The organism is uncultured Roseobacter sp. (assembly GCF_947493125.1).
Lineage (GTDB): Bacteria > Pseudomonadota > Alphaproteobacteria > Rhodobacterales > Rhodobacteraceae > Roseobacter.
The window spans coordinates 678,285-703,584 of the sequence record NZ_CANLQB010000001.1; the positions used below are offsets into that span (position 1 = coordinate 678,285).

Sequence of the window (25,300 nt, forward strand, 5' to 3'; positions counted from 1 at the left end):
AACGAACCACAGTGTTGTGTTGATGTTTTGCGAGAGATGATGTTTTGGAGTGTTTGCGGTGCTTCTTACGCACGGCGGCAGAGTCGCCGATAGAGCGGTTAGATACTAACTACGGCTCAAAGCGCCACCGGCTTCAACACTTCCCGCACCTTCTCCAGTGCCACCTCGCCATAGCGGTCCTCGGTCAGACGGTGGCCGAACACGTCGCGCCGGATTCTATCGTCAACGTCTGCCTCGATCATGCGCGACTGAAAACTGTGACGCAGGCTGTAGCAAACGTGATCCTCGGTTTCGAGTAGTTTGTTCTCGCGCAGGAACTTGGTCAGGGTGGACGAAACGTTGGCCTTTTCGAAGTACCGCGGAAATCCGTCTGGGCACTCTTTGAACGCCTCAAGGCTGACGCCCAAGAGTGGTATCAGACGACGCGCATGGCGGGTCTTCAGGGTGCGTCCGATGGGCTCAATGCTGATGTGAGGCACGTCATGATCCAGCACAATCTGATCAGGGCCAAGCACGCAGGCTTCGGACGGCCGATATCCGGTGTTGATCATCCCAAGCAGTATGACGCGCGCCTGCGTGTTTAGCCCTTTCAAGGCACCCGGCGCAAGGATCTTGTCCCGTATCCAACTGGTTGAGAAAGCAGGCCGTGTGCGCGCCTCGCCCTCTGATATGGACAACTCCTCGAACGGAAGGTTGAGTTTCAACCGCTTCTTTCTGTTGATGAGCCGGATCACCGCGCAGAAGTGGATCAAATCCTTGTTGGCGGTGTTTGACGTCACGATCCCGGCTACCACCCTATCCATCAGCCACTCTCTGAAATCCAGCATCATGTCGCGCGTGATCTCAGACAGATCGGGATTGCCGCATACCTTGATGAAGTTTTTGAAGGCCTTCTTGCGCGGGTTGCGCCAGCGGCGTACCTGGTCCTCGCTTTTCCCAAGGATGAGATCACGGGCGAGGGGCCAGTATTCTTCGAGGGCCTTGGACACTTTTAAAGTCGGCTTTTCGACGATGCCCAGCAACGCTTCGGCATCGCGCAGGTTCGGCTTACCCGACCCATCGTGTGCCCGCTCGACCCGCTCTATGATCTGCTCGAGGGGCAACTGGCGCGCCTGCTCAATCGGCAGGTAGTCGAAGCCATAGGACTTTGCAAGATCCCGGGCCGCGTTGTAGCGCGCCTCTGCCTGACTGGTGTCTCCGGCGAGCCGCGCTTCCCAGCTTTTCATCACATTGTCCCAGACGCCCGGTGCTTTCTTGCGCGCTTCGGTCAGGCTGTCGGTGTGCAGGCTTATCCAGAGAAGTTTCCGATGCTCGACACTTTCGTATCTTTTGGGCCGCCGCCGGACGATGAAATAGCTGCCCGTTTCAAGGCCGTCAGGCCCCTTTTTTCGTTGTAGTTTCACACGATTCTGCCTGCTGTTTTGTCTAGCGCTATGTTTAGAATAATGTTTAGAATTAGCAACCTTTTGGCGTAAGAGCTAAGCTAGTATTTTTGCAATATTCTTTAATATCAAAGCGCTAAGCCCAGCGCTGGGCGTGAAGTAAAACGGACTGTCGCTCCGCCATCACCCCTTCAGAGGCGCAAAAATCCCCTAACACACTGAAAGGTAATGTGGTTTTTGGGGTTCGAAGTCCCTCTTTTCGGCAGTAGCGCAGACGCTCGTCAAAGGTGAGTTTGAGCACTGTTCTGCGCAGGGTAAGATCACCATTCTTCCATATTTTCCAAGGGCTTGAGAGGAATCGGCACGCGAGTTCGAACATCTCCTCGAAGCTGCGCTGTGGCTTGCCACCATTCTGCAGTTTTTCATCCAAAAGCAGCTTTTCCTTTTCCAAAGCATCGATCTTGGCTTCATAGGCCGAAACGACGCGCGGGTTGGAGCTCTCAACAATCCGGTCGAGCAAGGCATCGGTCTGCGTCTCAATCTCGCAGAGCTTGCGTTTCAGCGCCTTGAACGTCGCTTTGACCTGCTGGCCCCGTAAATCCCAAGCGTGACTGAGCATGTCGCGCAGCAAGGCTGTACCACTCTCAGAGGGCTGTATGCTGTGCAGAGCGGCCTCAAAGGCCCCTTCGACATCATCGCGCTTGATCGACTTGCGATAGCTCTCACAGCCTTTGGTGAAGCAGGAATAGTACGGATGGCGCTTTCCTGTTTTGCTCTTGGACCAGCAGGCGGTCATCGGATTGCCGCAGCAATCGCACAGCACAAATCCCCGCAGAGGAAAGTCCGCATTCAAATCAGGCCGCGCGGCAGCTTTCGGTTTGGCATTCAAACGGGATTGGATCGCCTCAAAGGTCTGCAAGCTGATCAACCCTTCATGATGTCCTTTGCGCAAGGAGACATCCCAGTTTGGGAACTCGATATAGCCTGCGTAGTGCGGACGATTGAGTATGCGGTTCACGGTTTCATTCGTAACATGCCCATAGCGGGTTTTGGGGAAGTCTGGCTGGCTTTCGAGGAAGCGCTTGACCTCAGCCTGCGTCTCAAAGCGACCAGAGGCGAAGCCCTCTAAGGCTTCTTGCACGATTGATGCCAGCGGTTCGTCTCGCACCAGCAATTTGCCATGCGCTTTGACCTTCTCATACTTGAAGCCAACGGGGGCATGAGAGACCCAGTAGCCATTCATCACGCGCGCGCGCATGCGGTTCTTGGTTTGCTCTCCGTTTTTCTGGCGCTGGTGCTGCGAGACGGAGGCCAAGAGGTTCTCGACAAGGATGGAGTCGGAATCCTCCCCGAAGGTTAAGGAAGGGCTTTCCAACTTGCCGCCCATATCTTCCAGCGTCCGGCGCAGGGCCCAATGACTTTCGATATCGCGCGCAAGCCTGGAGATATCGTCAATCACAACGACAACAGGGTCTTTCTGAGCCTTGATGTAGCTGAGCATGGCATTGAAAGACGGCCTGTCCGCCACGCCGCCAGAAACGGCGCGCTCATAGAAGCTCTCAATAACAGCATAGCCTTTGCGGGTGGCGTACTCGCGGCAGCGCGTTTCTTGAGATTCCAGCCCATGGCCCTCTTCCACTTGCGCGACCGAACTGACGCGGCAGTAGGTTATGGCGTTCTGGCTCATGACTGGACCTCCTCTTTATGGCTGCTTTGAAACGCGTCTGAGAGTACCATGTTTTGCAGCAAAGACTCAGTTATTTCAGCGCTTTGCGAGGTTTTTCCACAAGCGGTTTGCTCGGGAGAGAGGCCGTATCCGATATCGGCAAATGTACAGGCAATATCCCAGTAAAGCTGGAGGTATTCTGCCTGTTTATCCGGGCTCATCCCACTGTCTTTGAGATGATGCGCAAAGATCATCAGATCGACGCCGAGCGCGGGAATGTTGGCTTCTGATGTCTCTTGGGTTGGGGGTGAATGTTGTGTTTCGGTGGTTGGTGGTCCTTTGGTTGTTGTCACTGGTTTTCTTTCGGTTGGGGTTAGCGTTGGTTCATATGTTCGATATCCTTTCATGTGAGAACATAAGTAGAACAAAATACATGTTCCGCCCGTTCAAAGCAAGAATATTTTCCTATTTTTAATGTGTTAGCGGTGGCGCTGACTGGAGGGATCGTGTCCTGAACCCGACGCGCCGCGCAGCTTTTCAAAGGCTTTACGGCCTTGATCGTGTCCGCTTTGGCCTTGGGTCTGCGTTTGAGACTGCTTGTGCTCTTGGCGCAATTCATTTGTACGATGGTATGCACTGCGTGACAGCTCGCCCAGACGTAGCATGTCCGTACCGGAATAGCTCTGACTGTCATGCCATTGGCCCTGATCATCCCGCCATGTCCGCACAAATGTGGTGGAATAGCTCACGCCGTTTTCCCCTTCATTGCGCCAGATCGAGGCTTTGAGGTTGTCATCACGCAACGTGTCAACTGGGCGGTTGGGTGCGGGTTCTTCTTTTGGCTGCGCATAATGCGCCATCGGCGATGGTCCTTGCCCGCCGTTTTGTCCATTATCTTGCATGAGGTTCCTTTCTGTTTTGGGGGATGGGTTAACGGGTATGATTGCGCGCAACGTGACGGGTTTGCTCCGGCTGGCTGCGCGCTTTCTCAAAGTCTTCTTGCGCCATGGGCTGCTGTTTTGGCGGCGGATCTTTGTATTCTTTCTCGGTCATCGTGCGCATGCCTTGCGTGGCGTGCCGATCTTCCTTCGCCTGCAGGTGATGGAACTTCGCGCGATCCACAGACTGCGCATGCGGCAGGTCCGCATGCATATCCAACTGGGCCGTCGGCATATGGCTCATGCGCTGCTGGCGAAAACTGTCATAGTCTTTCACCAGATCGACAGGCTGCCGCGCTTCATGCGTTTGCTCAAAACTCTTTCCCGCATCGGGCGCGCGGTCCGGGCTTTGCATGTCGCGCCCAGTCGCCGGAACCTGTCCGGGCAGGTCCGCCTTGTTGTTATGCGTGAATGATCCCGGATCGTGGTTGAGATCGCCGGATTTGCCGTCGGTCGTCTCAGACATGGATTATCTCCCAATATAGCTCCATAGGCCGTCTTGATATTGCGGAAGGTGAGCAAAGCGCTCAGGCACTGGTGCAGTAATCACAGGCCGCCAGCGTGTGCCGAAGAGCGTCTTGATTTGAACTCTATCGGTGGGCGGAAAAAACGGATTGGGATGGTAGCGATGCGCAAACATCCGCTCTTCAAAATACCGCCTTTTCTCCGCGAGGATCGGATAACGCACCCCATCAGCAAAGACGTAAGCGGCGTTCTCAGGCCCATGCAGGATTTCATCCGGCGTACGCAGCAAGCGGCGTTCTTTGCTCTGATACTCGGAGGCAAAGGCCAGTTGCGCCTTGCGTGCATTGAGCTCAAACGGGTCCGCGCCATTCATCAGCCCATGCAGTAGGTCTTTTCTGCGCGCGGCAGCCTCGCCTTGATGCAGCGCATGATTATAGTGCAGCGTTTGCATGCCGAGCCTGTCAGACACACGCTTGGCATCATCAAAGTCGCGGATAGAGAAATAGACTTGTAAAGCCGCACCGGACGTCAGGATCGCACGCCCATCTGAACCCAGATTGTCCATCTGGTGCGAAGACTGGAAAACGGCGAAGAGTGTAATCCCGAGGCCCGATCCCATCGTAAAGAGCTCAATCATGAGGGGAAACGCGCCGATGTTGCCGCATTCGTCCAGGCTCCAGAATTGACGCGGCGCATCTGGGCGCTTTGCTTTTTCAAGCATCGCGCCGACAAAAAAGCAGCGCAAAATTGGTGCCCAGTGGGACACCGATTGCAGCGGTGGCATCAGATAGACTTGATAGAACTGATCGCTCCGGCAAAGCTGATCCAGCGTAAAATCGAAGGGTGCGCTCAGGCTTGCCCGCAATCTGGGGTCAGAGAGCGGCCCAACTGCGCGGAGCATTTCGCCTAAAATTCCCATCGCGCCGGAACCGTCATTGTCTTTCTTCAAGACAGCGGCCAATTCTTCTTCAACGCGGAAGGCGATGTCATAGCCGGAACTGTGAAGCGCATAGGCCGTATCCAACCAACGCTCGCCCGCTGCTGCCAGATCATTCACAGCATCATACAAATCTGGCAGGGTGAGCACGCCGTTTTTGACGGCGAGCCCGACCATGATCCCGGTAAGTTGCTGTTGTGCGCGGTCCTCAAAATACGGGTTCTTTGAGCCCGGCGTTCTCGGGCATAGGTTTCTTGCGAACACAGCGGCGTCTGCAACGAGGTTTGGGTTGTCTTTGTTCAGTCCGCCCACCGGATTCACACGGTGTTGTGGTAGTCCGTGCATTCCTGTTGCGTTCCAGTAAATGCAAGCTTTGCCGTCCGGCGTTTGGTCACGTGCTACCGCTGCGCCCTCTCCCTTAGGACAAAGGATAAGGGACGTCGTGTTCGGCATAATCCCGTAAAGTTGCTGGGGTAGGACCACCCCAACGCCTTTCCCTCCGCGCGCCCCAGCCACGACGAGAACCCCGCCGCGATTGATGTCAAACCACAAAGGACGGCCCGCGTAGGTAAGGCAGTACATGGAGGCTTCGGTTTGCCGGAACATCCCCGCGCGGGCGATTTCCGCGCGGGTGGCAAACTTCGCTGAGCCATGGGCATGGCGCGCGTCATCATAGGCCATGACCAATCCTTTCAGTCGAACACGACTTCGGGAATGTCGACTTTGATACCAGCATCGCAGCCGGGTTCGCCGGGACCGCAAAACTCTTTCTCTTCTTCTGCCAACAGCACGATGAGGCCGAAGATTGTGATGCAAAGTGCTACAATGAACGACCCTGAACCTTGGCTGCCTTGGTTCGACTTAATCGGCTGCATGATGTAGCCGTCATTGTCATTTTTATTGCCGCCAAACATGGGCAAACTCCTTTTATATGATGTGAGGTTACAGCCAGCGCGCGAAGAAGCGGCTGGTGAGCGCGAGTGCGATGGCTGAGCTCAGAAACCGGGTCAGCACAAAAATGATCGCGAGCAACAGCACGCCCCAAGCCACCGATACGGCCACCGCCAGAGTGCTTGTTTCCGCAATGGCGTAATGCGTGGCCGTGTAGGTTTTGATGTGTGGAATACTGGCGCTGTACGATGGAGGCGTCAGGAAAAACGCCGCCGTGCACGCCCCGACTATCGCGCAGGCGTCAATGGATTTGGTCAAGGGGGACGACCCCATCTGACCGGATGGGTGATTGTGATACATGGGTGTATCCTTGTTTTGGACGCAAAGCGACAGGCCGCAGACCAACGCTCTGCGTTATGAGGTGTGGACTTGGGGAGGTGTCTGCGCAGGCGACCCCACGCAGGCTAGGCTAAGAACGCCCGACTAGGCTTTCGCGTTCTTGCTATAATCTGGATTTTTCACGGTTGGCCAACAAGCGCTCACAGCAAATGCCAAGCCAATGCCAACCGCGCCCCAGAATGCATTTTCATCGGGACTTTGGAGCCACATGCGGTGCGCGACATACATGAAGAAATATGAAGCCAGAATCTTGACAAATCTCTGCCCTGCGGGCTGATCGATCCTTTTTTTTGGAAGCTTTTGCGCAGGGGGCGCGTTGACGTAGCCGGGATGTGGCTGCGCGTGTGTATATTGCCCCTGAAATGGGGTTTGATCTTGCTGGTCCATTTTTGTGCCCTCTTGATGGACACCGCTACGGATGCTAAATGCTCATTGTGTGTTGGAGTACCAATCCAACGCACAACATCCAGCGCCGTTCACGGCGATTGGGTTTTCACAGAAGCCGTTCATGCTAACCGCGTGAGCGGCTTTTATGTTTGGCTGATACGATGATATTTAAGGACGTCCGTAAAATCAAGCCCTTTTAATCGGGCTCGGATTCTTCGCTATGCGAAGGTTGAAATGATGGGTATTTCGACAGGACCTCATCAAGCTTTTCAGTAACCCAACTTGTTCTATCCAAACCATCCAAGGCGGCGGCAGCGTCAATACGAGCCAAAAATTCTGGTTGGAACCTAAGCGTTACTTTTTTCTTATCTCGATTTTCTTCGGCTTGAGACCCTAGTTCTGGAAATGGTAGTTCCTCAGTCGCTCGATATGTCTTTTTCTTCAATGGCTCCTCGTTATCGTTCAAATCACGTCTCAAACGCTTGAGAATAGCACCATCTTCGGGAATTTGTCCATCTTTTCCTGTAGTTACATCTTTTGAGCCGCTAGGATACTCGGTGATTTCCACATCATCACCGCGCCGATGGCGCTCGCGAATGACCTGTGACGTCAGCCGGTCCGTCTTGCTTTTTTTCCCTTTTTTTACCACGCGAGTCCCCTCGGCCAATGTAACCAACCCTACTGAGCAACGACCGACTACAAGAACTTTGCCATTGCTCTTGCCGTGAAGAACGCCAAGATTGAGTCAAAAGTTAGTGTTACAGCGGATGTTTATCATGGCTCAGGCCCGCAGATTAGTCATTGAAGCGCCGAGAGGCAAATTTTTGAACCAGGTCTTGCATTACGTCGAGAAAAACCATGCCGAACTGGCCGAACCGGGTCATTGTCGCAAGGAGCACGGCGTAGCGCGCGGTCTTGGTGATGGGATGAAACCGGTCCTGAAGCTAACCATCGTTGCAGTAGACGACGGAGAAGGAAACCCAGCACCTGCGATGATCGAAATCGAAGAATACGCAAAAACCTTAGGGTTCATTTGTCATATGCAGATCACCGAGATGGATGTTAGTGACCCTGACGAGTAGAAGGAGCGGCCATGACCCGTGCATGGAGCGTTGATTTTGCGAACCTTATATTGCTCCTTTATACCAGCGCTCTGTTCGCGATGCTTTACCCAAAGAGCGTATGGATTGCAGCTTCACTAGGGTTGGTCACAACAGCAGCTTTTGTGTACCTGTTTTCGATCAAGCCAACGCGTGAGTCGAACAGCTTTGATTTGCACCACCCGGACCTGAGACTAACGAGGCTGGAATTTAGAACACATCCTTCGTTTAGCTTTTTCGCCGCGAAGAGTAAGCGTCGAAATCTCATCATGGTGCCTGAATGGCGCGCTGACTTCGAGATCAGCGAGAACGAGCCAATGATTTTCCACGAGTTTGCTCATCTTAAGCGAGGAGATACCTTCGCTTTTGTCTGGCTGTATCCCTTTGTCGCGGTCTTCTCGGTCTGCTTTATCCTTTTGGCTACTGGACTGCTTGGTGAAGCCCCTAGTCTTCACTTAGTGCAGTTCATAGGAAGCCTATCTGGCGATCCTGATGGGTCGATGGAAGAGATTGTCGTTGCAGTTATCTTATTGCCAACTTTTGCGCTCATCCAAATGCTGTTGCTGATGCGTGACCGGGAGTACGGAGCAGACCGCTACGCGTTTCGACTTTTGGGTGAACGATATTCAGGATTCATCGCAAACGCAGCGAAATCAGAAGAAACAGACTATCAAGATCGGTCTCTCAAAGACCATTGGAGAACTCTTGTTGATAGCATTCTGCACCCAACATTTGGCCAAAGACGTGAAGCGCTAAAAAATCCATTTTCTTACACTGAACTTCTAGGTGTTTGGTCCGGTCTGCACTTCTCGGCAATTCTGACGTTCTCGATCATTGTATGCGCGATCCTCACTCTCGAAGTGATAGTCAGATCGCACGGAGGTCTTGGTATAGATTTCTTTGATTTAGCGACTCAGCAACAGATGAGTGTTTTCATTTTGACCTTAACCGCCGGGCCGCTCTTTGTCGCCATACTGTCACATGGCAGTCTGGTCGTGAGAAACACCGTTGTTGAGCTTGGACCGAAAAGGTCGTGTTTGCGTCTCTTGCCGCACCTTTTAGCAACTTCCTTCTCATTTTTTTTTATAGCTCTTCTTATCAATTTTGCCTCTGATGGAAACGTTCGCGCCGAAGAGGGGTGGAACTTTGACTTTAGGCGCACAGCAACCGCCACTGCCATTTTCTTTTTTCTGCTTTGGGCGTTTTGGTCCCGCTTCGCAAAACCTGTCGAGAAAAACCGGTTGGCCTTTCTTTTTCACGGTGCTCTTGCGGTCGTGGCGGCGGTGCTCGCCAATGTCATCACTCTGGTTACTGTACCAAGCATACAATGACGTGTTCGACGTCGCTGTCTTGGACTGATGCAGATCAATTCGATATTTCACTCCAATCGCCAATATCCAGCTCTTTGCCGTTCGGGCGCAGTAGAACAGTCGTGACTAGGTCGACCTTATCAGCGGTGAGTTTTCCTATGTTTTGGCTAAAAAAAACCGTTCCCTTTTGCATGCAATCGAACAAATAGCCGGTTTCGGCGTCCGACCCTGAAAGCGCCTCAGGTATCGAGACAGCAAACTTAAGGGCGTCAAAGTCGGCCCAAAAACCAAACCCGCCTTCACACGATATACCTTCGTTATAGCCCGCCTTTTTAACAAAGGCGGGGACTTCAGATGACGATTGCGCCAAAGCACTGCCAAGAGACAAGAGGCTCGCAAAACTGGCAACCAAACCAACCTGCGTGACCAACTTGTGACAGGTGAACTTGGAAAAAGATACCGCAAAATGATTTGCAAGCATCAACCGATCCACTCAACAAGAGACTGAAAGTTATTCACTGAATTTTCCGCCATTCGGTCCGAACAAGTCGATTTGCAGCTCTCTCGCGTCAACAACTTGGCCTGACAAAACAGCTTGCTGTAGTACTGGCGCTAGATGCAGGGCGACACAGTCTCGCATGGCTGTCTTGTTGCCACCAATTTCAGCAATCCCTACATCGGAAACCAAGGCGAACCTTGGCGTTTTGGGATCAATCCAAACAGAAAACGGGCCTTCGCAGTCCTTGTGTTCAGTATAGCTTCGATCGAGAAAAGAAGGCCGCGCACCTCTTTCACCGGCGAACAAAGACGAAGCACATAGCCCAATCACACCCAGTACAAGAAAAAATATTCGCACCTCGGGTTCTCCGTGTAAGTGTACCAGTATCACGCTATGCGAGTGGTCTTCGGTTTCCAACCTAAATTTGGTAATGCAGGGATTTCAGGGATTCATTGCGCGATTGATGCCCAAAGATTGGTAATACCGCTATTCAAAAGCTAGCCTTTGTTCAAAGATTAATTTCCCTGTTGGTCCGTAGAGCTTGAACTCAACGTCATCCAAGGGCCGTCCTTCCAGCCGTGCATCAATCGCGTTGGGGCTGATCTTGATCACGGTTTCACCGCCTTCAACGCATGTGTTGATATCCGGGATAGCTGCCGACAGATCAAAGTCCATGGTCTTCGCGATTACGGCAATTCGTCCAGCATTGGGATCAACCCAGCCGAAGAACGGCTCTGGGCATCCCAACTCAAACAAGTAACCAGAGTCCAGAAACGGAGGCGCAGCGGGTGGCGTCTCTGCCAGCGCCAAGGGCGCTGCAGAAACCAAACCAAGCAATAGGAATATACGCTTCATGTCTTTTCACTCCCCTCGCTGGCGCCGCGCGACCCAACCAAGACCGAGCATGCCAGCCAGCATCAGCGGCAGTGACGCTGGTAGAGGAATGGGAGCAAGCGGATCAGTTACATCACCGCTATCACCCGTGATCGAAAACTCACCCGCCCCAAAGAACAACTCTGTGTCCACGAACCCGCGAGCGTCCGACACTGTGATCACGCCACCGAGTAGGTCGAAATCGTTATCAAGACCGCCGACCGCACCGGAGAGCAAAGTGTTCGGATCATTGAAGATGTAGTCACCGCTTCCTGTCGCGCTGATCCCGAATGTAAATGATGCCGGAAGGAGCGCCCCAAGCGCACCGCTCCAGCCATCGGTCAACGCTGGAAGAAGGTGCGATGTAACCGTCAAGCCTTGCTGGTTTGATCCCTGAATTTGGTTGACCTGCGCGACATCAACCGTCGGCAAGGACGTTGGGCTCGGAAGACCCTGAACTGCGGATGGCTCGTAAAGGATGTTTCCAAACTCCGTAGTCAGTGAGAACGACGTGAGCGCTGTCGTGATCGTGCCAAAGTCAAAGAACCGTCCAACGCCGGGGTCTGGGTTGCCGTCCGCGAAGTCGGCGTCGAACACCAGTTCCGCGATGTAGGCGCTGCCGGGCGTGTAAATGACCGACCCGTCTGATCCATCCGTGGAGCCATTGACGGTGAGTGTGACAGTTGAAGCGAAAAGCGGCGCGCTCAGCAGCGAACAAGCAACCGCTGCGGGCAGAAAAATTCGAGACGTCATTGAAGCACTCCTTAAGGCTGAGAGGAAATTTTTTCTGATAAGTTGGCAACCGTTGCTAGCTGTGGCTTGTGGCCTAGGAATGTTGCAGAAAGTGATCACTGCTGCGTTGCAACGCGTTGACATCAAGCCATTTTCCATACAATCCTAACTTATCAGAAAAAGATCATATTGAGATTGACGGCAGATTTTTGAGTCTGTTCAATGGCTTACATGATCGCCAAATCCGCCCCGAAACAGCCGCGCAATGTCAACCACCCAAAGAAGGGCGCGAGCATAAAAGTTGAGCCGATCAGACGGCTGGAAGACATCGCCGCGATTAAATCCCGCCTAAGTGGAAATCCGCGCGACCTTTGCCTCTTCACCTTTGGAATCAACACCGGCTACCGCGCAGGAGAGATTCTCACACTGACGGTTGGACAGGTCAGCCATCTCAAGGCCGGGGACAGGCTAGAGATCAAACAGAGTAAGGTCGGCAAGTATCGCTCCGTCACAGTCAATGGCGCTGTTGTCGCTGCGCTGGAAAACTGGCTACACGAACATCCGAACCCGGCGAATGATGCACCGCTCTTCATATCCCGGACTGGGAAGAAAGCCCTCAAGGTGTCATCGGTGAATGCCATGATCAAAAGCTGGTGCGCTGACATCGGCCTGCAAGGCAACTACGGCACCCACACCATGCGCAAGACCTGGGGCTACCACCAGCGCGTCCAGCAAAACCGACCCATACCACTCCTCATGGTCGCCTTTGGCCACACCACTCAGGCCCAGACGCTCGACTACCTCTGCATTCAGGATAGCGAGATCGAAAGCCTCTACGATCTGGAGCTGTAGGTCTCTTATCTTAAAATGGCGAGCACTTGCCCCGTAAATGCATCGTAACCAGTTGCTTTGTATTTGAAATTCTGTACGCTTGTCAGTCTGATGCGGAGGATTGATGACAGCAAAAACAAAATCAGAAAGGTTTCGCAGGCTAATTTCACACGGCTTCTTTGCGCCAGAGCTACCACCATGCTTTGTGTCGGAAGACTTGGCTAAGTACCGGCAATCTGTCTGGAAAGCTATAAATTTAATTCCCCCGAAAAAGAAGGGAGGCTCTCCTCCAATACAAAAGTATGTTTCGGAACCATGTTCTTTTTACTTTCCGCGATATGGGCGTGATGATCGTAAGCATGGAGTGATCAATCCCGTTTCATACTTGGCTATTGCACACACCGTATCCGAGAATTTTGTTGCTTTGAGAAATGCCGCGAAAAAGTCCAAACTGTCAGCATCGCCGCCAGTTTTTGATTGGACGGGTGAGCGCGCTGTCTTAAGACCAAGTATTGATATGCGAGACGATTTTCGAGTGGATCTATCGTCGCGGGTCGAAGAGTACTCAGTAGCAGATATAAGAGCCTTTTTTCATTCGATCTACACGCACGCGATTCCTTGGGCAATCCATGGTAAAAAGTGGGCAAAGAAGAACAGATCTCTAGCTAACTTTGGAAACCTCTTAGATCTGTATTGCCGGAATGCACAAGACGGTCAGACTATTGGATTGCCTGTTGGGCCTGATACTTCTCGCCTCATCGCTGAGGTGATCGCGTCCGCTGTTGATGAACAACTTCGCACTACGCTCAAGATAAGCGGACAAGATGCATCAAGATACGTGGATGACTACACCGTTGGATCGATAGAAGGGGTTTCGGGAACGGCATCCATTGCTGCCTTGAGGCAGGCCGTATCAACATTCGAGCTTGAGTTAAACAACGACAAATCTGAAGTAGTGCCCACGTCAGTCCGGCAAGGCTCCGGTTGGAAGCAAGCAATAAGAGCCCATATTCCTAGAGGCAACTACAATCATGATTCATTTCAGCGGTTCTTCTATGAAGTCGGACGGGTCTGTAGCGAACAGCCAGACATCAACATCGAGAAGTTTGCTTATCAGAATGCGAGGTCTGCTTTTGTAAGCGCTGATGATTGGAAAAAAGTGCAGAGCGCCTTGATAAGCGCCTACCGGCGCAATCCAAGCCTTGTGTCGTTCCTAGCAGAGATCCTGATACTTCGAGAAATAAAGCACAACGATGTAAACAAGATTTCACTAAAGGTATTTCTTGAGGCGCGGCTTCCCACTTTGGCTCAGGAAAACCGAACAGGCGAAATTGTATGGTTGTTGTTTCTTACACTACGTCTAGAAATAGCATTGGAAGCAAGGAAGATAAGTCCGCTTTTTGAGATTGAAAACGGTTTAGTTGCAATTCTTGTCAACGTCGCAGATTCACGGGGCCTAATATCAGGTAAGGTTGACTATAGCCTTTGGCGAACATCAATGCACGGCGACGCGCTCTATGGTCCGATGTGGCTATACGCTTACCAGAGCTCAATGCTAGGAATTGGTCCAATCAAGAAAACTACCTACATCGAAAACGATGCGTTTTTCGCTCCGATCTTAGCAAAGAACATAAGCTTTTTGGACATCGATGCAGGCTTCACGTCAATTGATACAGTGCTCCGAAGCCGACGAAGTGAGAACCAAAGAATTAAAACTTTACGACTGGACTTTATGGAGGATTTTGATTTTGAAACGGAAGAATTTGATGATGAAGACTTCGAGTTCGACGAAGAAGTGAACCTCTACTAACTTGTAGAGCCGGCGCAGTTATTGTCGCTGTCAATCCATCCGTCGAGGCTGAGATAATCCATAGGACGGACCGTAACCGCCTATTCCGAGATCAGAGCGTATGACAAAATGACTTCCGTTTCGACCTTACGTTACACGCAAGATATGCGGTGTATGACACCGCATTTGCTCAGCGATTTTCAATCGCCTCGGCAAGGGGGCGTGCCGCCCCCTGTGCAACCCCCTGCCAATTCTTGTTTGGAGCCTTGATCATCAAGGAGTTGAAGGTATGAGTGAATGGAAATCTGAACATCGCCTGCTTCAGTGGCCGTTCATCAAGGCTTTCGCTGGCAGTGAATTCGTCAAGTTTGCTGCGGTAATTCCTGTCGTTGGTTACATCATAATTTTCAACGATAGTGTGGTTGGCTCGTTGAGCTTCTTGCGAATAGCCGGTGTTGATGAAACGGACAGTGATCCATTCTGGCTTTCCAGCGTCACGAAACTTCGACTAGCTTTTTTCGGTGGCATATTCATGCTCGTTGCGAATTCACTGCAAGCATGGCTGGCTCCTCGAGCACTCGAAAACTCAAAGAATGACGTCGACTTCACAGACCGTGTTGTCTCGACATTATCTTATGGAGAAATTGTTGCAATGCAGAAAGAGGTGCTTTTAAAAAACTGGGTTTGGCGAACACCGATGATGACTAGCCTCAATCGCGCTTCTAGAGACCAACTAATCCCGCACCCAGATTTCTCGGGTTTCTCTGACAAAAGAGTGATTTTGCGTCATGGAGACTATCTCCGTGGCCTATCACGGGAATGGTGGTCAGGCAAAATGCACCAAAGGCGAGGTTGGCGATACACAATATTGTTGATCGCCAGCATGGGCTACGCCATGTTGCTAGCTCCGACATTGGACATCACCCAAGCGGTCGTTTTCGATCTCGTTCGCTGATTGAGCGGCACCTTAAAGCTGCGTGATCGTGTGAGGCTTTCAAGGCTCTTGACTTGTCGGCTGAGCTCTTTTTCGCTAGCATATAAAGCAGATAATTCTTGTTTTTTTAGTAAAAACCATAGGTTAAGGTATGAACAGCAAACGCGAGCAGCCTCAAAGTCGAGGGTCAACTTGGCACTATTGGGAGCCCCACATTCATGCTCCGGGAACGCTGCACGAAGACCGTTATGACGGCTCTGAAGACCTAGAAGACTATCTCCAAAAGCTCGAAAATCTCACTCCGGTCCCAAGCGCTATCGGCATAACTGAGTATTGCGTAACCGAGACTTATGAGCGTGTGAGAGAGCAAAAGTCGCTAGGAAGGCTCGAGAATTGCAACTGCTTGTTCGCAAATATCGAATTGCGCTTAGATATTGGAACAACGAAAGGGTACTTCGTCAATATTCACCTATTGGTGTGCCCAGATGATGAGAACCACATTGCTGAGACGAACAAATTTTTGAGCAAGCTAGAGTTTTCCGCTTTTGATGACACGTTCTCCTGCACCCCAACCGAACTTATCAGGCTCGGTCGGAAACACGATTCAGCTCTTGATGAAAGAGCCGCGCTACGCAAAGGTGCTATGCAATTCAAGATTGCTCGCGAGAAACTGGTTGATATTCACCAAAGAAACGCTTGGGCACGCGACAATATATTGATTGCCGTTTCTGGTAACGCAGACGGGACTTCAGGTGTCAAAGAAGCAGCCGACCAAACGCTTAGGCAAGAGATTGAGTCCTGCGCTCATGCAATATTCACAGGAAACCCTAAACAAAGGGAGTTCTGGCTCGGGAATTCTTCCAAGATAACCGTTGAGAAGCTCCATGAGCGTTACAACGGTCAAAAGCCTTGCATATGGGGTTGCGATGCGCACGAATACTCTAAAATTGGCAACCCTGATGGCGACAGATACTGCTGGATCAAGGGAGTCCCGAGTTTTGATACCTTAAGGCAAGCTTGTATTGATCCTGAACGTGCATTTGTTGGAGCCCAACCGCCATCTGGAGCGTCACCATCTCAGGTCATTGATCACTTGGTAATCAAAAACGCGGATTGGGCAAGGACCAATCGATTGAACTTTAACCCTGGACTAGTGGCGATCATTGGCGCCCGTGGATCGGGCAAAACAGCCTTAGCTGACATGATAGCGGCGGGCTGCCACGCGTTTGAAGATCAGCCTGACAGCCCCTCGTTCTTGAAGAAGGCTAAGGAAAAGTTTCAAGATGATTCAATCGAATTGGCCTGGGCAGACAACTCGGACACAGCCCATGTTTTGCTTTCTCACCCCGTGGGCAGAGGCTCAGACAGTTACCCGCGCGCACGGTATTTGTCGCAGCAGTTCGTTGAGTATCTGTGTTCCAACGAAGGAATGCCAGAGCTTCTGAAGGAAATCCAACGAGTTATATTCAACTCGCATACCACGCTGGAGCGTGACGCCGCGCTTGACTTCGAAGAGCTTTTAGATGTTCGCACGCACGCGTATCGCGATGCCCGAAATCGTGAAGAGACTGCATTGGCAAATCTGTCAGATGAAATCGGTGCCGAACTGGAAAAGGCAAAGAAGGTGGAGTCACTGACCAAGAAAGTGACTGAAAAGGAAATAAAGATTCGTAGGTATGAAGCTGATCAAAAAGCCCTTATGCCCAAGAACCCATCTACCGCTTCAACGCGCCTTGCCCAGTTGATGGAAGCGGTGGAGCCAAAACGCCAAGCGCTTCGAAACTTCAAATTCCAAGAAACCAGCCTAAAGAACCTAGAAGGAGACATCTCCGAGGTCAGAAACAATATGGCTCCTGCTCATTTGCGAGATCTCGAAAAAAAGCATGAAAAAACGTCCCTTCAAGAGGCTGAGTGGAGCAGGTTCTTACTGGATTTTTCAGGACAGGTTGACGAAACCGTCAACGAACACTCTACGAAGATTAGCAAAAAGATTGAAGAACTCAAAGGAGACAAGCCAACGGAATCTGGCGATGTATCGGTTGCATTCATTGAAGACGATGCTGACCTTAGAAAAGTGTCTCTCGAACTGCTTGAAGCTGAGATATCGAGGCTGCAGGCCGTCGTCACATCAGACAAGGTATCAGCAAAAAAACTGCAAACTGTTTCGAGAAATATCCAGACGGAGAACGCAGCGCTTGAAAGAATCCGAGAAGAGTTAGTGGACTGCAAAGGAGCGTCGGATCGCGCGCGAGAATTGGTCGAGGAGAGACGTGAAGGCTATGAGCGGGTCTTTGATGCCCTTCTGAGCGAAGAGCGTGTGCTCAAGGAGCTCTACTCTCCTTTGGTGGATCGGTTGAAGGACTATGAGGGCACGTTACGCAATTTGTCATTTGCCGTGAGGCGTGTCGCCGACGTGGAAAAGTGGTCAGAGCATGCGGAAAATAGTCTGTTCGACCGACGTGGTGGCCCCTTCAAAGGTAAAGGAACTCTGACTGAGATTGCCGAAGAAAAGCTCAAGGCAGCTTGGCAGACCGGAACTAAAGAAGAAGTCTCCGAGGCCATGACGGCTTTTCGAGATACTTACGAAAAGGAGCTGCTCGAGCGCGCGCCCTACCAAGATGCAAAGTCACAGGAGTATCGGGAGTGGGCAAGACGTTTCGCGAAATGGCTATATGGAACTAGCCACATCAAAATCGAATACGGTGTTCTCTACAATGGCGTGGACATCCGTAAGCTCTCGCCAGGAACCCGTGGCATCGTACTGGTACTGCTATACTTGGCTCTCGATGATGAAGACGAACGGCCACTAATCATTGATCAGCCAGAGGATAACCTAGATCCGAAGTCGATTTTTGATGAGCTTGTCCCGCTGTTTCATCTATCCAAGCAACGTCGGCAGGTCTTCTTGGTCACGCATAACGCGAACCTCGTCGTCAACACTAACGCTGACCAGATTATCATTGCAGATGCAGAACCGCATGAAGTGGATGGTCTACCACCAATCAGTTACGAGACGGGCGGCTTGGACGAAGCACATATATGGAAACAAGTTCGAAAGATTTTGGAAGGCGGCAAAAATGCCTTTCGTGATAGAGCCAGACGGCTCAGAATTTCTCTTCCTCGAAGGCATCCAGACGACAAATAATTTGTCCAACGGCAGCTTTAGTCTCACGCTGAAAATGACTTAGGGCTCCGCCCCCGGCGCACTTCGATAAAAATAGACAAGGCCGTGGCTCAGTCCCTTGCGCCCGCACCAACCTCGTCGATTTTTCCCTCCGTTTGCACCCCCGTTCTCGCCGAAGGGCAAGGTTGCATGAGCAACCCATACCCTATGAAGAGGACAAGAAAATGAAAACGTCACAAGGAGATATCCAAATCTATGTAGCCTGTTTGGCTAGCTATAATAGCGGACAGTTGCACGGCACGTGGATTGACGCGGAGCAAGACGCCAACGCGATCAGTGACGAGGTGCAGGCCATGCTGGCAGCGTCATCAATGGACGATGCGGAAGAGTGGGCTATCCATGACTATGAGGGCTTCGAAGGCGTGCGCGTATCGGAGTGGGAAGGCTTTGCCGAGGTTTCAAAGCTTGCAGCATTCATCGCCGAACACGGCAAGATGGGCGCGGCGTTGATCAACCATCTCGGGTCAATCGAGGAAGCCCGCAAGGCTATCGAAGACAGCTACGCCGGAGAGTATTGCTCTCTGGCAGAGTTCGCCGAAGAGTTAACTGAACAGAGCACAGACATCCCTGAGAGCATCCGTTCCTACATCGACTATAACCGCATAGCGCGGGACATCGAGATCAATGACGTGTTCACCGTCGAAACAGGCGTTGAGCAAGTCCATGTGTTCTGGAGTCACTGACATGAGCGTTCAGATACACCACATGACATGGGAAGGCATCGAGATTGAGCTGACCTATGACCCCGCAGCATGGGGCGGTGAGATTGCGCATCTTGAAGTGCGCAGCATCAATCCAGAGCATGCCCCACTGCCAATTACACAAACAGGCTATAGATCACACTTTCATGCCATCGGAACTCTCGAAGAGACAGAGGGTTCGTTGATCGAGCAAGTGACTGCATGGCTGAATGAAGAAGCCAAGTCTGATAAGTGGCAGAATTATCTGGAAGACAGCCGCCAGTTGTCCTTATTTTGAAGTGCTTGCGGGTTGTAATAGCAGACAAGCAAGCACTATCGCGCACCCGAAGTCATCTGTGGCTTCTGGGGTTCGTTTGGGTCATTCGCGGCAGGTGAGTTGTAAATGTCGCCCATACGGTTTTGTTGTTCAAGCCACGCCTTACGGTCTAGTTCTGCGACGGCTTGACCTGCACTTTGATTGAGCTGCCCCAATTCCTCATTGCGCAGCTTTTTCATACCGTCGGGGTATTGGCTTTCGAGCAAATTAATTGCCGCATCTGGCGTATCGGGGTTAGTCAGATAGGCATGACCTTGACTATACTCAACGGGGTGCATTTCCGTATATGGGTCGTTAATCCGCTCAATCAGTTGGGAAGCTTCTGTATAAGCCTCGCTCGTTTCGCCACTGGTTGCGGCCATCCATTGCGCATCGTCGCCTAAGGCAAGGTCAGGGTTGCCAGTCGGAATTTTTGGAAGCATGTCTTCGGGCAGTTCACCGCCAAGACGGTATTTCAGCATTTCGAGGTTAGGCGGCAAAACACCAGTTTCAATGTGTGTGCTCGCATGCAGGGCTGCGTCATTGTCGCCATCGATGTTTGGGACTTGTTTTGCGCCGATATCGTGTTCAAATTCGGCGAACCGCGCGTCACGCTCGGCATCACGTTGGAGATCATAAAGCGCAAGGATTTCGGGATCAGCCGTTACAGATTGTTGCGCGGCCAAGTCAGCTTCGCGTTCAGCAATCGGATATCGGTGTTCTGCAATGATGCGATTGACGTAAGGATTTGCCAGATCGTCGGCGTAGCGCGCGCCTACTTCACACCCCACAGCACCCGTTGCAAGCGAGCCCCAACCTCCGCCACCGACAGCGCCAGCAAGCGCGCCAACGCCACAACCGATCACACCTGGTGTAACCTGCACAAATTCTTCGAACGCGCCGTCTTGGTCGCCGTGCACGGCCATCATACTGGCATCCCAATATTCGGGTTTGGCAGTTTCTGCCATTGCATCACCGGCCTGCGCGGGGCTTCCTGTCATGATGAGTGTACCGACACCCGCAACCGCAATCATGCCCGTGCCGAGAAGAACGCCTTTTGCGTCTGGTAGATTGAGTTTCGTGTTCGTCACGTCTGCCTCGTATGGATGCCCAGCCTTGAAATCACGCGCGCGTGTGTAATCGTCGACAAGATCACCAGCGCCCAAAGAGCGCTTGGGGGCGTTTGAAAGCTCAGTCTTGTACTTGGAAAGGTGGTCAATCCATGCTCCGTCAGACACGGAACGAACTTCAGGCCTCTTGCCATCCATGTTGTCAGCGGCATCATTCAATGCACTATCGAAGTCCTTATTTTGCCGCCTTAACTCAGGCCTAATTAGCGTCCCTGCATGTCCATCAGTTTCAAACTGTGCTGGATTGAAAAAGAGCATGGTACGGTTTGATGGGTTACTGTTAAAAAATGTAATCCTATCAGTTGAGTCATCTATAAAATACTTTGTCTCTGGATCGCTCAGCGTTTCACGCACATGTCCGCGAAAATTGTCTTTTTCAACAATTTGCAAGGAGTCCCCCATGCTTCTGCTTGGTGGCTGAGACTTTCCGCTACTTCGTTCGTCTCTTAGGTCTGGTGAGTGCTTTCGAAAAGCGTGCTCAGTCACACTGTTTATGTATGCATCAACAATTTGGTTCGGCTCACTCATTTTTTTGCACGCTCTCTTCTAATAATACGCGAGGCCTGCCACACCGATTGATGGACGGAGTCCAAAAGATCCGAGTATTTTTCGTATGAGTCGCCTTTTTCTATTTCTATCAGCTCATCAAACTGGTGAATTGCGGTATAAAGTAGTCCAACCAACAACATGTAATGATCATCATTTAGGATGAGTGCCTTTGGGTCCTGGTTGTCAGATTCATTAACTATCTTTGATAAACTATTGATGCGATCTTGGGCTGCATAATGATCCATGATCGTCTCGTCAATTTCGTCATAATGGTCGTTCTGGTAGTTCACAAAGAAATGTACCAGCCACCATTCGTCATCAGTAAAATCACTGATCGTTGTTGTCTTGTTGTCGCGTAATATTTTCAAAAACATCCCCACTTAAAAAATGCCAGACGCCACTATAGCGATAGTTTCCCCAAACTGCAAATTTTAGATAAGAAATATCGTTTGTTTTCATGATGGTAGGGCGCGCAAGCGGGGCGCTATGGACACGGTCCATCCCTTGTCCGTCCGCGTTTAGGCCTCGGCGATGATCGGGATCGGCGCTGTTTGAACTGCTGTTCCGCATGCTGCGTATCGGCGCGTTGTTGCAGGGTTGATTGATCCTGCCTTAGCTCTTTCATGTTGGTTTCACGGCGCTCACGGAAGGCTTGTTCTTTCGTCTCGATGCGTTGGCGCAGCATCGCTTGTTGCGCCGTGAGGCGCTCTTTTTCCGATCTATCGCGCGCTTGTGCCTTGAGCGCCGCGTCACGGTTTTGGGCTTCGATCTTGCGGCGTTTGCCTGTGATGCGATCAATCAGCCCCATAAAGCCTTTGCGCACGCGGGCGTCTCGTTCGCGGGTTTCACGCTGCTCACGTAACTTGTGCAGCACATCCATCTTTGTGCGCTCGTCGCGTTGCGCGGCGTCCTGGCGGGCTTTGAGGGCGGCCATCCGTTCCCTGTCCCGCGCAGCGGCGCGTGCTTGTTCGATGCGGAGCGTTTCAAGACGATCAGTGACGATCTTTGCCGCCTGTTGGTGGGCGTCCCGAACCGAGGGGAGCTGTTCAGCATCACCGAGGCGGGCTTTCACATCTTTGGTCTTTTGCCCCGTCCATTTGGCGATGGCGTAGACTTCGCCCTGATGATCCAGTGCAACATAGCCCCGCCGATCACCCCGCGCGAGGATCAGGCCGCGTTCCCTGAGCGCCGCCTGAAATGCCGCCTTTGAATCCGACACGGCCCAGGCATCCTGAAACAGGGTCTTGGTCTCTTTGGGGTCGCGCTCAGCCCGTTTGGCTTGCTGCCATTCGGCAAGGCTATAATTGGCGGGGTCTTTCCATTGCGATTTCACGAGGCCTTTGGGCATCGTCCAGTCATGCTTGAGGTACAGCTCGCGCGAGACATCATTCAGCTTGCGATGATCATGCGCCATATGGACAGCTTTCATCTCATCTGTATCAATGCGGCACCACACAGCATGGGCATGACGGCGAAGTTCGCCGTCGCTGCCGAGTTTCTCGTGAAACACAATCGCTCTCGGTTGGCCTGTCAGGCCGAGGCGGTCTTCGACGCGAGATATCGCATCCTCGAATTCTGCGACGGAAACCTGTTCATTCTTAGGCGGGTTCAAACTCAGGGAATAAAGATGCTGCTGGCATTTGGTGGCGCGGCTTATCGCATAGCTTTCCTGAAAGGCCCCATGCAGATCAGAAGAAGCAAAGCCCCGCACTTCATGCACGGTGACGCGTTCATTCTCATCTTTCATCAGATGATTGGCGAGGTCTTTTCCACCGCCGCGTTGATTGCCGACGAGGATCACGACGGACGTAGCCCAAGGGCGCGGAGCAAGTCCTTGCGCAATTCGATGATCGACACCAAGGCCAGCCGCAAAAGCCGTTCGCTCTTCTCATCCAGATGCAGCGTGCCGTCTTTCACGGCCCAAGTCAGTTGTTCAAGATCATGCGCTAGGTTTGATGCGCCAAGCGCTCGCAGTACCTTCGCCAGCGCCGAGTGATCTTTGACCGGGTTCAATCCGCGAGATCGACGGGGCTTGGCATCCTCCGCCAAAAGGCATTCACGAATGTAGGCACTCAAGGATTTCTTGCCTGCGCGTTGATCCAACAATGCGCGTTCTTCAGGTGTAAAGCGAACGGAAACAGGCGCGATTTTCTTGCGCTTGGGCTTTGGCGGTTTTTCCAGAACCCGTTCATTGAACGTCTCGGTGATATAGGTGTTTTGGTCTTCGAGAAGGAACTTGTTCATAACTCAAGCCCCTCGAACTCAACCCCCTTGAGCTGAGCTTCCCAATCCTCCAAAATGTCGAATAATTCGTTCGAACAGAGTCCCGCTCTGTCCGCCACTGACCTTTCGCGCGGCGAGACACCAAGAGCCTCCTTCAATGTATGTTGCGTGGCGGGCGTATCGGCACCCTCACGAGGGCATTCGAACGGCCAACACCTGCGCCGCCATGTCAAACACATGATGCGCGGGCGGTCGGAGCGGTCGCTATCCGAGCGGCAAGGACGGGTTGCGGTTTTGCGGTGAGACCAGAGTTTACTCCGCCGGGGAGAAACCGGTGATCAGCTGTTTGAGGCCGAGGCTTGCGCCCAGGAAGATCGCGAGAAACGCGACCGGTGCGCTGAAGGCCAGAGTGGCGAATGCGGAGATCCCTTGCCCCACGCTGCAGCCGACGGCCAGTATGGCACCCGGACCCATCAGCGCGGCGCCGCCAATCTGACGCCGCAGTTCGCGCGGGTCTTCGCAGGCCTCCCAGCGAAAATGACCCTTGGAGTAGGAGCCGAGTGCCGCCCCGATCACCACGCCCACCACGGAGCCGACGCTGAAGGACAGCGCGTTGCCGGAGGCGGTCATCGCATAGAAGATCGTGTCTCCTATGGGGGCTGCGAAGGTGTGGGTCTCGATCGGCTCGGCTTCGAACCCCGTCATGGCGACCCAATAGGTGCCGACCCAGCCTGATGCGATCGCCAGCCCGACGACGGCGCCCCAGATGACGTGTCCATATGACCGGCGCATGTCCGACGCCGACAGCGCGAAGAGTACCAGCGCGCCCCCCGCGAGCAGACCGGTGGTGATCGGGGCGATGCCAAGCGTTTCGAAGAGCTGGGTGAACCCCTGGGGTGTGGTTGCGTCCGTTTCGACGGGGAAGAGCGCCACCCGCAGGTGGGCGAGCGGGCCCGACATCACCACGTAGGCTGACAGCCCCATCACGAGCACGATGACGAAGGACCTCAGATCACCGCCCCCGAGCCGCGCCAGCGCTCCGTAGCCGCAGTTGCCGCTGAGCGCCATGCCGTAGCCGAACATGAGCCCACCGACGATGGTTCCGATGGGGTTCCAGACGCGGTCGAGATAGGCGGTCTCTGCCGGATCGAAGAGGCCCATGGGGATGGCAAGATGGGTGCCGATGATCGCCACGCCAATCGCGATGGCCCACATGCGCATGCGGCGATCATCCGAGCCGTAGAGCGCATCTTCAATGGCTCCGAGGGTGCAGAACCGGCCGATGCGCGCGGCAAGGCCAAGGGCGATGCCGCCCAACAGACCGATCAGAGCAACGGTGTTGGCTTCCCCGAGTGTTTCCAGCATATCGGCTTCCTCCCGAAGACCGATCAGTGGCGAGGTGACCGGTCAGTCGTCCCTGCAGAACAGGTCGTAGACCACTTCCATGATTTGCCGGGGCCGGTCATCTGTCAAGCTGTAGTAGATCGTCTTGCCCTCGCGGCGCGGTGTGACGAGGCCTTCGAGACGCAGGCGGGACAGCTGCTGCGACACGGCGGCCTGACGGGCGGAGAGCAGATCCTCCAACTCGGTCACCGACTTTTCGCCGGAGGCCAGATGGCACAGGATCATCAGACGCCCTTCGTGGCTGATCGCCTTGAGGAAGTTCGATGCGGCCTGGGCATTCTTCATCATCTTGTCCATGTCCTCGGCGCACATGTCGGCGTCGAAGACAGGCAGGCGCGATGGGGTCGCGGTGGCGTTGGGGTCAGGTGTCACATCGAACGTCATACGCGCTTAACCCTTGCTGTCCAATGGGATATTGGCCTTTTCGAACATCATTGTGAGCAGGCCCCAGAAGAAGTCCTCGCCGGGGTAGCCCTCGATCCGGCCGACCTCGGTGTCATCCTGGACCAGAATGAAGGTGGGGGTGAAATGGACCCGCTGGGCGAAGGCCACATCCGGTGAATGCCCGTGAACATCATAGCGCTGCAGGGGCGCTGTCCTGCCTTCGACGGTCTTGGGATAGATATGCGCGATCTCCTCGTTCCACTTCGCGCACCAATGGCAGCCGGCCTCCTCGGCCAT

At 52.9% G+C, this 25,300-nt stretch carries 29 protein-coding genes; 8 read left to right on the forward strand and 21 right to left on the reverse strand.

The window, feature by feature from the left end; genetic code table 11:
• Window positions 1–116: 116 nt before the first annotated feature.
• The 10 genes from Q1A71_RS03405 to Q1A71_RS03450 all read right to left on the reverse strand — a co-directional run bounded on the left by Q1A71_RS03405 (window position 117) and on the right by Q1A71_RS03450 (window position 7,714).
• The gene (locus Q1A71_RS03405) at window positions 117–1,403 is read right to left on the reverse strand and encodes a tyrosine-type recombinase/integrase (protein ID WP_299671764.1); all 1,287 of its coding nucleotides are present in this window, start codon (window positions 1,401–1,403) and stop codon (window positions 117–119) included.
• Window positions 1,404–1,518: 115 nt separating this feature from the next.
• The gene (locus tag Q1A71_RS03410) at window positions 1,519–3,069 is read right to left on the reverse strand and encodes a recombinase family protein (protein WP_299671766.1); all 1,551 of its coding nucleotides are present in this window, start codon (window positions 3,067–3,069) and stop codon (window positions 1,519–1,521) included.
• Window positions 3,066–3,401, reverse strand: coding sequence for a hypothetical protein (locus Q1A71_RS03415; protein WP_299671768.1), 336 nt, complete (start codon window positions 3,399–3,401; stop codon window positions 3,066–3,068). Before Q1A71_RS03415 ends, Q1A71_RS03410 begins: the two co-directional genes overlap by 4 nt.
• A gap of 126 nt (window positions 3,402–3,527) precedes the next feature.
• Entirely contained in the window at window positions 3,528–3,908 is a 381-nt protein-coding gene (locus tag Q1A71_RS03420; RefSeq protein ID WP_299671770.1) for a hypothetical protein, read from the reverse strand.
• A 70-nt stretch (window positions 3,909–3,978) separates the two neighbouring features.
• Entirely contained in the window at window positions 3,979–4,452 is a 474-nt protein-coding gene (locus tag Q1A71_RS03425) for a hypothetical protein (protein ID WP_299671772.1), read from the reverse strand.
• Window positions 4,453–4,455: 3 nt separating this feature from the next.
• Window positions 4,456–6,069 carry a type IV secretory system conjugative DNA transfer family protein gene (locus Q1A71_RS03430; RefSeq protein WP_299671774.1) on the reverse strand — a complete coding sequence of 538 codons (1,614 nt, stop codon included), beginning with the start codon at window positions 6,067–6,069 and terminating at the stop codon, window positions 4,456–4,458.
• Window positions 6,070–6,080: 11 nt separating this feature from the next.
• On the reverse strand, window positions 6,081–6,302 hold the full coding sequence (locus Q1A71_RS03435; RefSeq protein WP_299671776.1) for a hypothetical protein: 222 nt from the start codon (window positions 6,300–6,302) through the stop codon (window positions 6,081–6,083).
• Window positions 6,303–6,330: 28 nt separating this feature from the next.
• Window positions 6,331–6,597, reverse strand: a complete 267-nt coding sequence (locus tag Q1A71_RS03440) for a hypothetical protein (protein WP_299671778.1) — start codon at window positions 6,595–6,597, stop codon at window positions 6,331–6,333.
• Window positions 6,598–6,762: 165 nt separating this feature from the next.
• Window positions 6,763–7,065, reverse strand: a complete 303-nt coding sequence (locus tag Q1A71_RS03445) for a hypothetical protein (protein WP_299671780.1) — start codon at window positions 7,063–7,065, stop codon at window positions 6,763–6,765.
• Between the two features lie 196 nt (window positions 7,066–7,261).
• On the reverse strand, window positions 7,262–7,714 hold the full coding sequence (locus tag Q1A71_RS03450) for a hypothetical protein (RefSeq protein ID WP_299671783.1): 453 nt from the start codon (window positions 7,712–7,714) through the stop codon (window positions 7,262–7,264).
• A 127-nt stretch (window positions 7,715–7,841) separates the two neighbouring features.
• Here Q1A71_RS03450 and Q1A71_RS03455 point away from each other — a divergent pair, with 127 nt between their 5' ends.
• Both Q1A71_RS03455 and Q1A71_RS03460 read left to right on the forward strand, forming a co-directional pair.
• A complete protein-coding gene (locus Q1A71_RS03455; protein ID WP_299671785.1) occupies window positions 7,842–8,147 on the forward strand; it encodes a hypothetical protein in 306 nt (101 codons plus the stop codon).
• A gap of 11 nt (window positions 8,148–8,158) precedes the next feature.
• On the forward strand, window positions 8,159–9,496 hold the full coding sequence (locus tag Q1A71_RS03460; RefSeq protein WP_299671787.1) for a hypothetical protein: 1,338 nt from the start codon (window positions 8,159–8,161) through the stop codon (window positions 9,494–9,496).
• A 34-nt stretch (window positions 9,497–9,530) separates the two neighbouring features.
• On the opposite strand, the gene Q1A71_RS03465 is transcribed toward Q1A71_RS03460, so the two are convergent.
• From Q1A71_RS03465 to Q1A71_RS03480, 4 genes are all read right to left on the reverse strand, one after another.
• The gene (locus Q1A71_RS03465; protein WP_299671790.1) at window positions 9,531–9,956 is read right to left on the reverse strand and encodes a hypothetical protein; all 426 of its coding nucleotides are present in this window, start codon (window positions 9,954–9,956) and stop codon (window positions 9,531–9,533) included.
• 30 nt (window positions 9,957–9,986) lie between these two features.
• Window positions 9,987–10,331, reverse strand: coding sequence for a hypothetical protein (locus Q1A71_RS03470; protein WP_299671792.1), 345 nt, complete (start codon window positions 10,329–10,331; stop codon window positions 9,987–9,989).
• Between the two features lie 129 nt (window positions 10,332–10,460).
• Entirely contained in the window at window positions 10,461–10,829 is a 369-nt protein-coding gene (locus Q1A71_RS03475) for a hypothetical protein (protein WP_299671794.1), read from the reverse strand.
• Between the two features lie 6 nt (window positions 10,830–10,835).
• Window positions 10,836–11,600: a VPLPA-CTERM sorting domain-containing protein gene (locus tag Q1A71_RS03480; protein WP_299671796.1), complete on the reverse strand. Its 765-nt coding sequence runs from the start codon at window positions 11,598–11,600 to the stop codon at window positions 10,836–10,838.
• 201 nt (window positions 11,601–11,801) lie between these two features.
• Between Q1A71_RS03480 and Q1A71_RS03485 the strand changes: the two genes are divergently transcribed.
• The 6 genes from Q1A71_RS03485 (at window position 11,802) to Q1A71_RS03510 (ending at window position 19,295) form a co-directional block, all read left to right on the forward strand.
• A complete protein-coding gene (locus Q1A71_RS03485) occupies window positions 11,802–12,431 on the forward strand; it encodes a tyrosine-type recombinase/integrase (protein ID WP_299671798.1) in 630 nt (209 codons plus the stop codon).
• 103 nt (window positions 12,432–12,534) lie between these two features.
• Window positions 12,535–14,220, forward strand: a complete 1,686-nt coding sequence (locus tag Q1A71_RS03490; RefSeq protein WP_299671800.1) for an RNA-directed DNA polymerase — start codon at window positions 12,535–12,537, stop codon at window positions 14,218–14,220.
• Window positions 14,221–14,488: 268 nt separating this feature from the next.
• Window positions 14,489–15,154, forward strand: a complete 666-nt coding sequence (locus Q1A71_RS03495) for a hypothetical protein (protein WP_299671802.1) — start codon at window positions 14,489–14,491, stop codon at window positions 15,152–15,154.
• A gap of 130 nt (window positions 15,155–15,284) precedes the next feature.
• Window positions 15,285–18,278, forward strand: a complete 2,994-nt coding sequence (locus Q1A71_RS03500) for a TrlF family AAA-like ATPase (protein ID WP_299671804.1) — start codon at window positions 15,285–15,287, stop codon at window positions 18,276–18,278.
• Between the two features lie 203 nt (window positions 18,279–18,481).
• Window positions 18,482–19,000 carry an antirestriction protein ArdA gene (locus Q1A71_RS03505; RefSeq protein ID WP_299671806.1) on the forward strand — a complete coding sequence of 173 codons (519 nt, stop codon included), beginning with the start codon at window positions 18,482–18,484 and terminating at the stop codon, window positions 18,998–19,000.
• 1 nt (window position 19,001) lies between these two features.
• Window positions 19,002–19,295: a hypothetical protein gene (locus tag Q1A71_RS03510; protein WP_299671808.1), complete on the forward strand. Its 294-nt coding sequence runs from the start codon at window positions 19,002–19,004 to the stop codon at window positions 19,293–19,295.
• A gap of 35 nt (window positions 19,296–19,330) precedes the next feature.
• Here Q1A71_RS03510 and Q1A71_RS03515 read toward each other — a convergent pair whose 3' ends face one another.
• From Q1A71_RS03515 to Q1A71_RS03545, 7 genes are all read right to left on the reverse strand, one after another.
• The gene (locus tag Q1A71_RS03515) at window positions 19,331–20,833 is read right to left on the reverse strand and encodes a hypothetical protein (RefSeq protein ID WP_299671810.1); all 1,503 of its coding nucleotides are present in this window, start codon (window positions 20,831–20,833) and stop codon (window positions 19,331–19,333) included.
• A gap of 134 nt (window positions 20,834–20,967) precedes the next feature.
• Window positions 20,968–21,360 carry a hypothetical protein gene (locus Q1A71_RS03520; RefSeq protein ID WP_299671813.1) on the reverse strand — a complete coding sequence of 131 codons (393 nt, stop codon included), beginning with the start codon at window positions 21,358–21,360 and terminating at the stop codon, window positions 20,968–20,970.
• A 116-nt stretch (window positions 21,361–21,476) separates the two neighbouring features.
• Window positions 21,477–22,793: a relaxase gene (locus Q1A71_RS03525; protein WP_299671815.1), complete on the reverse strand. Its 1,317-nt coding sequence runs from the start codon at window positions 22,791–22,793 to the stop codon at window positions 21,477–21,479.
• Window positions 22,790–23,236: a hypothetical protein gene (locus tag Q1A71_RS03530; protein WP_299671817.1), complete on the reverse strand. Its 447-nt coding sequence runs from the start codon at window positions 23,234–23,236 to the stop codon at window positions 22,790–22,792. Before Q1A71_RS03530 ends, Q1A71_RS03525 begins: the two co-directional genes overlap by 4 nt.
• 291 nt (window positions 23,237–23,527) lie before the next feature.
• Window positions 23,528–24,580 (reverse strand): YeeE/YedE family protein, encoded by a 1,053-nt coding sequence (locus Q1A71_RS03535; RefSeq protein ID WP_299671819.1) that lies wholly within the window; start codon window positions 24,578–24,580, stop codon window positions 23,528–23,530.
• 42 nt (window positions 24,581–24,622) lie between these two features.
• The gene (locus tag Q1A71_RS03540; RefSeq protein WP_299671822.1) at window positions 24,623–25,003 is read right to left on the reverse strand and encodes a metalloregulator ArsR/SmtB family transcription factor; all 381 of its coding nucleotides are present in this window, start codon (window positions 25,001–25,003) and stop codon (window positions 24,623–24,625) included.
• Window positions 25,004–25,009: 6 nt separating this feature from the next.
• A complete protein-coding gene (locus Q1A71_RS03545) occupies window positions 25,010–25,300 on the reverse strand; it encodes a hypothetical protein (protein WP_299671963.1) in 291 nt (96 codons plus the stop codon).

What these genes read in the sequence shown, in the direction of transcription:
- Q1A71_RS03410 (WP_299671766.1), bottom strand. Translation starts at nt 3,069, where the DNA reads ATGAGCCAGAACGCCATAACCTACTGCCGCGTCAGTTCGGTCGCGCAA.
- Q1A71_RS03420 (WP_299671770.1), bottom strand. Translation starts at nt 3,908, where the DNA reads ATGGCGCATTATGCGCAGCCAAAAGAAGAACCCGCACCCAACCGCCCA.
- Q1A71_RS03425 (WP_299671772.1), bottom strand. Translation starts at nt 4,452, where the DNA reads ATGTCTGAGACGACCGACGGCAAATCCGGCGATCTCAACCACGATCCG.
- Q1A71_RS03430 (WP_299671774.1), bottom strand. Translation starts at nt 6,069, where the DNA reads ATGGCCTATGATGACGCGCGCCATGCCCATGGCTCAGCGAAGTTTGCC.
- Q1A71_RS03435 (WP_299671776.1), bottom strand. Translation starts at nt 6,302, where the DNA reads ATGTTTGGCGGCAATAAAAATGACAATGACGGCTACATCATGCAGCCG.
- Q1A71_RS03445 (WP_299671780.1), bottom strand. Translation starts at nt 7,065, where the DNA reads ATGGACCAGCAAGATCAAACCCCATTTCAGGGGCAATATACACACGCG.
- Q1A71_RS03455 (WP_299671785.1), top strand. Translation starts at nt 7,842, where the DNA reads ATGGCTCAGGCCCGCAGATTAGTCATTGAAGCGCCGAGAGGCAAATTT.
- Q1A71_RS03460 (WP_299671787.1), top strand. Translation starts at nt 8,159, where the DNA reads ATGACCCGTGCATGGAGCGTTGATTTTGCGAACCTTATATTGCTCCTT.
- Q1A71_RS03465 (WP_299671790.1), bottom strand. Translation starts at nt 9,956, where the DNA reads ATGCTTGCAAATCATTTTGCGGTATCTTTTTCCAAGTTCACCTGTCAC.
- Q1A71_RS03475 (WP_299671794.1), bottom strand. Translation starts at nt 10,829, where the DNA reads ATGAAGCGTATATTCCTATTGCTTGGTTTGGTTTCTGCAGCGCCCTTG.
- Q1A71_RS03480 (WP_299671796.1), bottom strand. Translation starts at nt 11,600, where the DNA reads ATGACGTCTCGAATTTTTCTGCCCGCAGCGGTTGCTTGTTCGCTGCTG.
- Q1A71_RS03485 (WP_299671798.1), top strand. Translation starts at nt 11,802, where the DNA reads ATGGCTTACATGATCGCCAAATCCGCCCCGAAACAGCCGCGCAATGTC.
- Q1A71_RS03490 (WP_299671800.1), top strand. Translation starts at nt 12,535, where the DNA reads ATGACAGCAAAAACAAAATCAGAAAGGTTTCGCAGGCTAATTTCACAC.
- Q1A71_RS03495 (WP_299671802.1), top strand. Translation starts at nt 14,489, where the DNA reads ATGAGTGAATGGAAATCTGAACATCGCCTGCTTCAGTGGCCGTTCATC.
- Q1A71_RS03500 (WP_299671804.1), top strand. Translation starts at nt 15,285, where the DNA reads ATGAACAGCAAACGCGAGCAGCCTCAAAGTCGAGGGTCAACTTGGCAC.
- Q1A71_RS03505 (WP_299671806.1), top strand. Translation starts at nt 18,482, where the DNA reads ATGAAAACGTCACAAGGAGATATCCAAATCTATGTAGCCTGTTTGGCT.
- Q1A71_RS03510 (WP_299671808.1), top strand. Translation starts at nt 19,002, where the DNA reads ATGAGCGTTCAGATACACCACATGACATGGGAAGGCATCGAGATTGAG.
- Q1A71_RS03530 (WP_299671817.1), bottom strand. Translation starts at nt 23,236, where the DNA reads ATGAACAAGTTCCTTCTCGAAGACCAAAACACCTATATCACCGAGACG.
- Q1A71_RS03535 (WP_299671819.1), bottom strand. Translation starts at nt 24,580, where the DNA reads ATGCTGGAAACACTCGGGGAAGCCAACACCGTTGCTCTGATCGGTCTG.
- Q1A71_RS03540 (WP_299671822.1), bottom strand. Translation starts at nt 25,003, where the DNA reads ATGACGTTCGATGTGACACCTGACCCCAACGCCACCGCGACCCCATCG.
- Q1A71_RS03545 (WP_299671963.1), bottom strand. Translation starts at nt 25,300, where the DNA reads ATGGCCGAGGAGGCCGGCTGCCATTGGTGCGCGAAGTGGAACGAGGAG.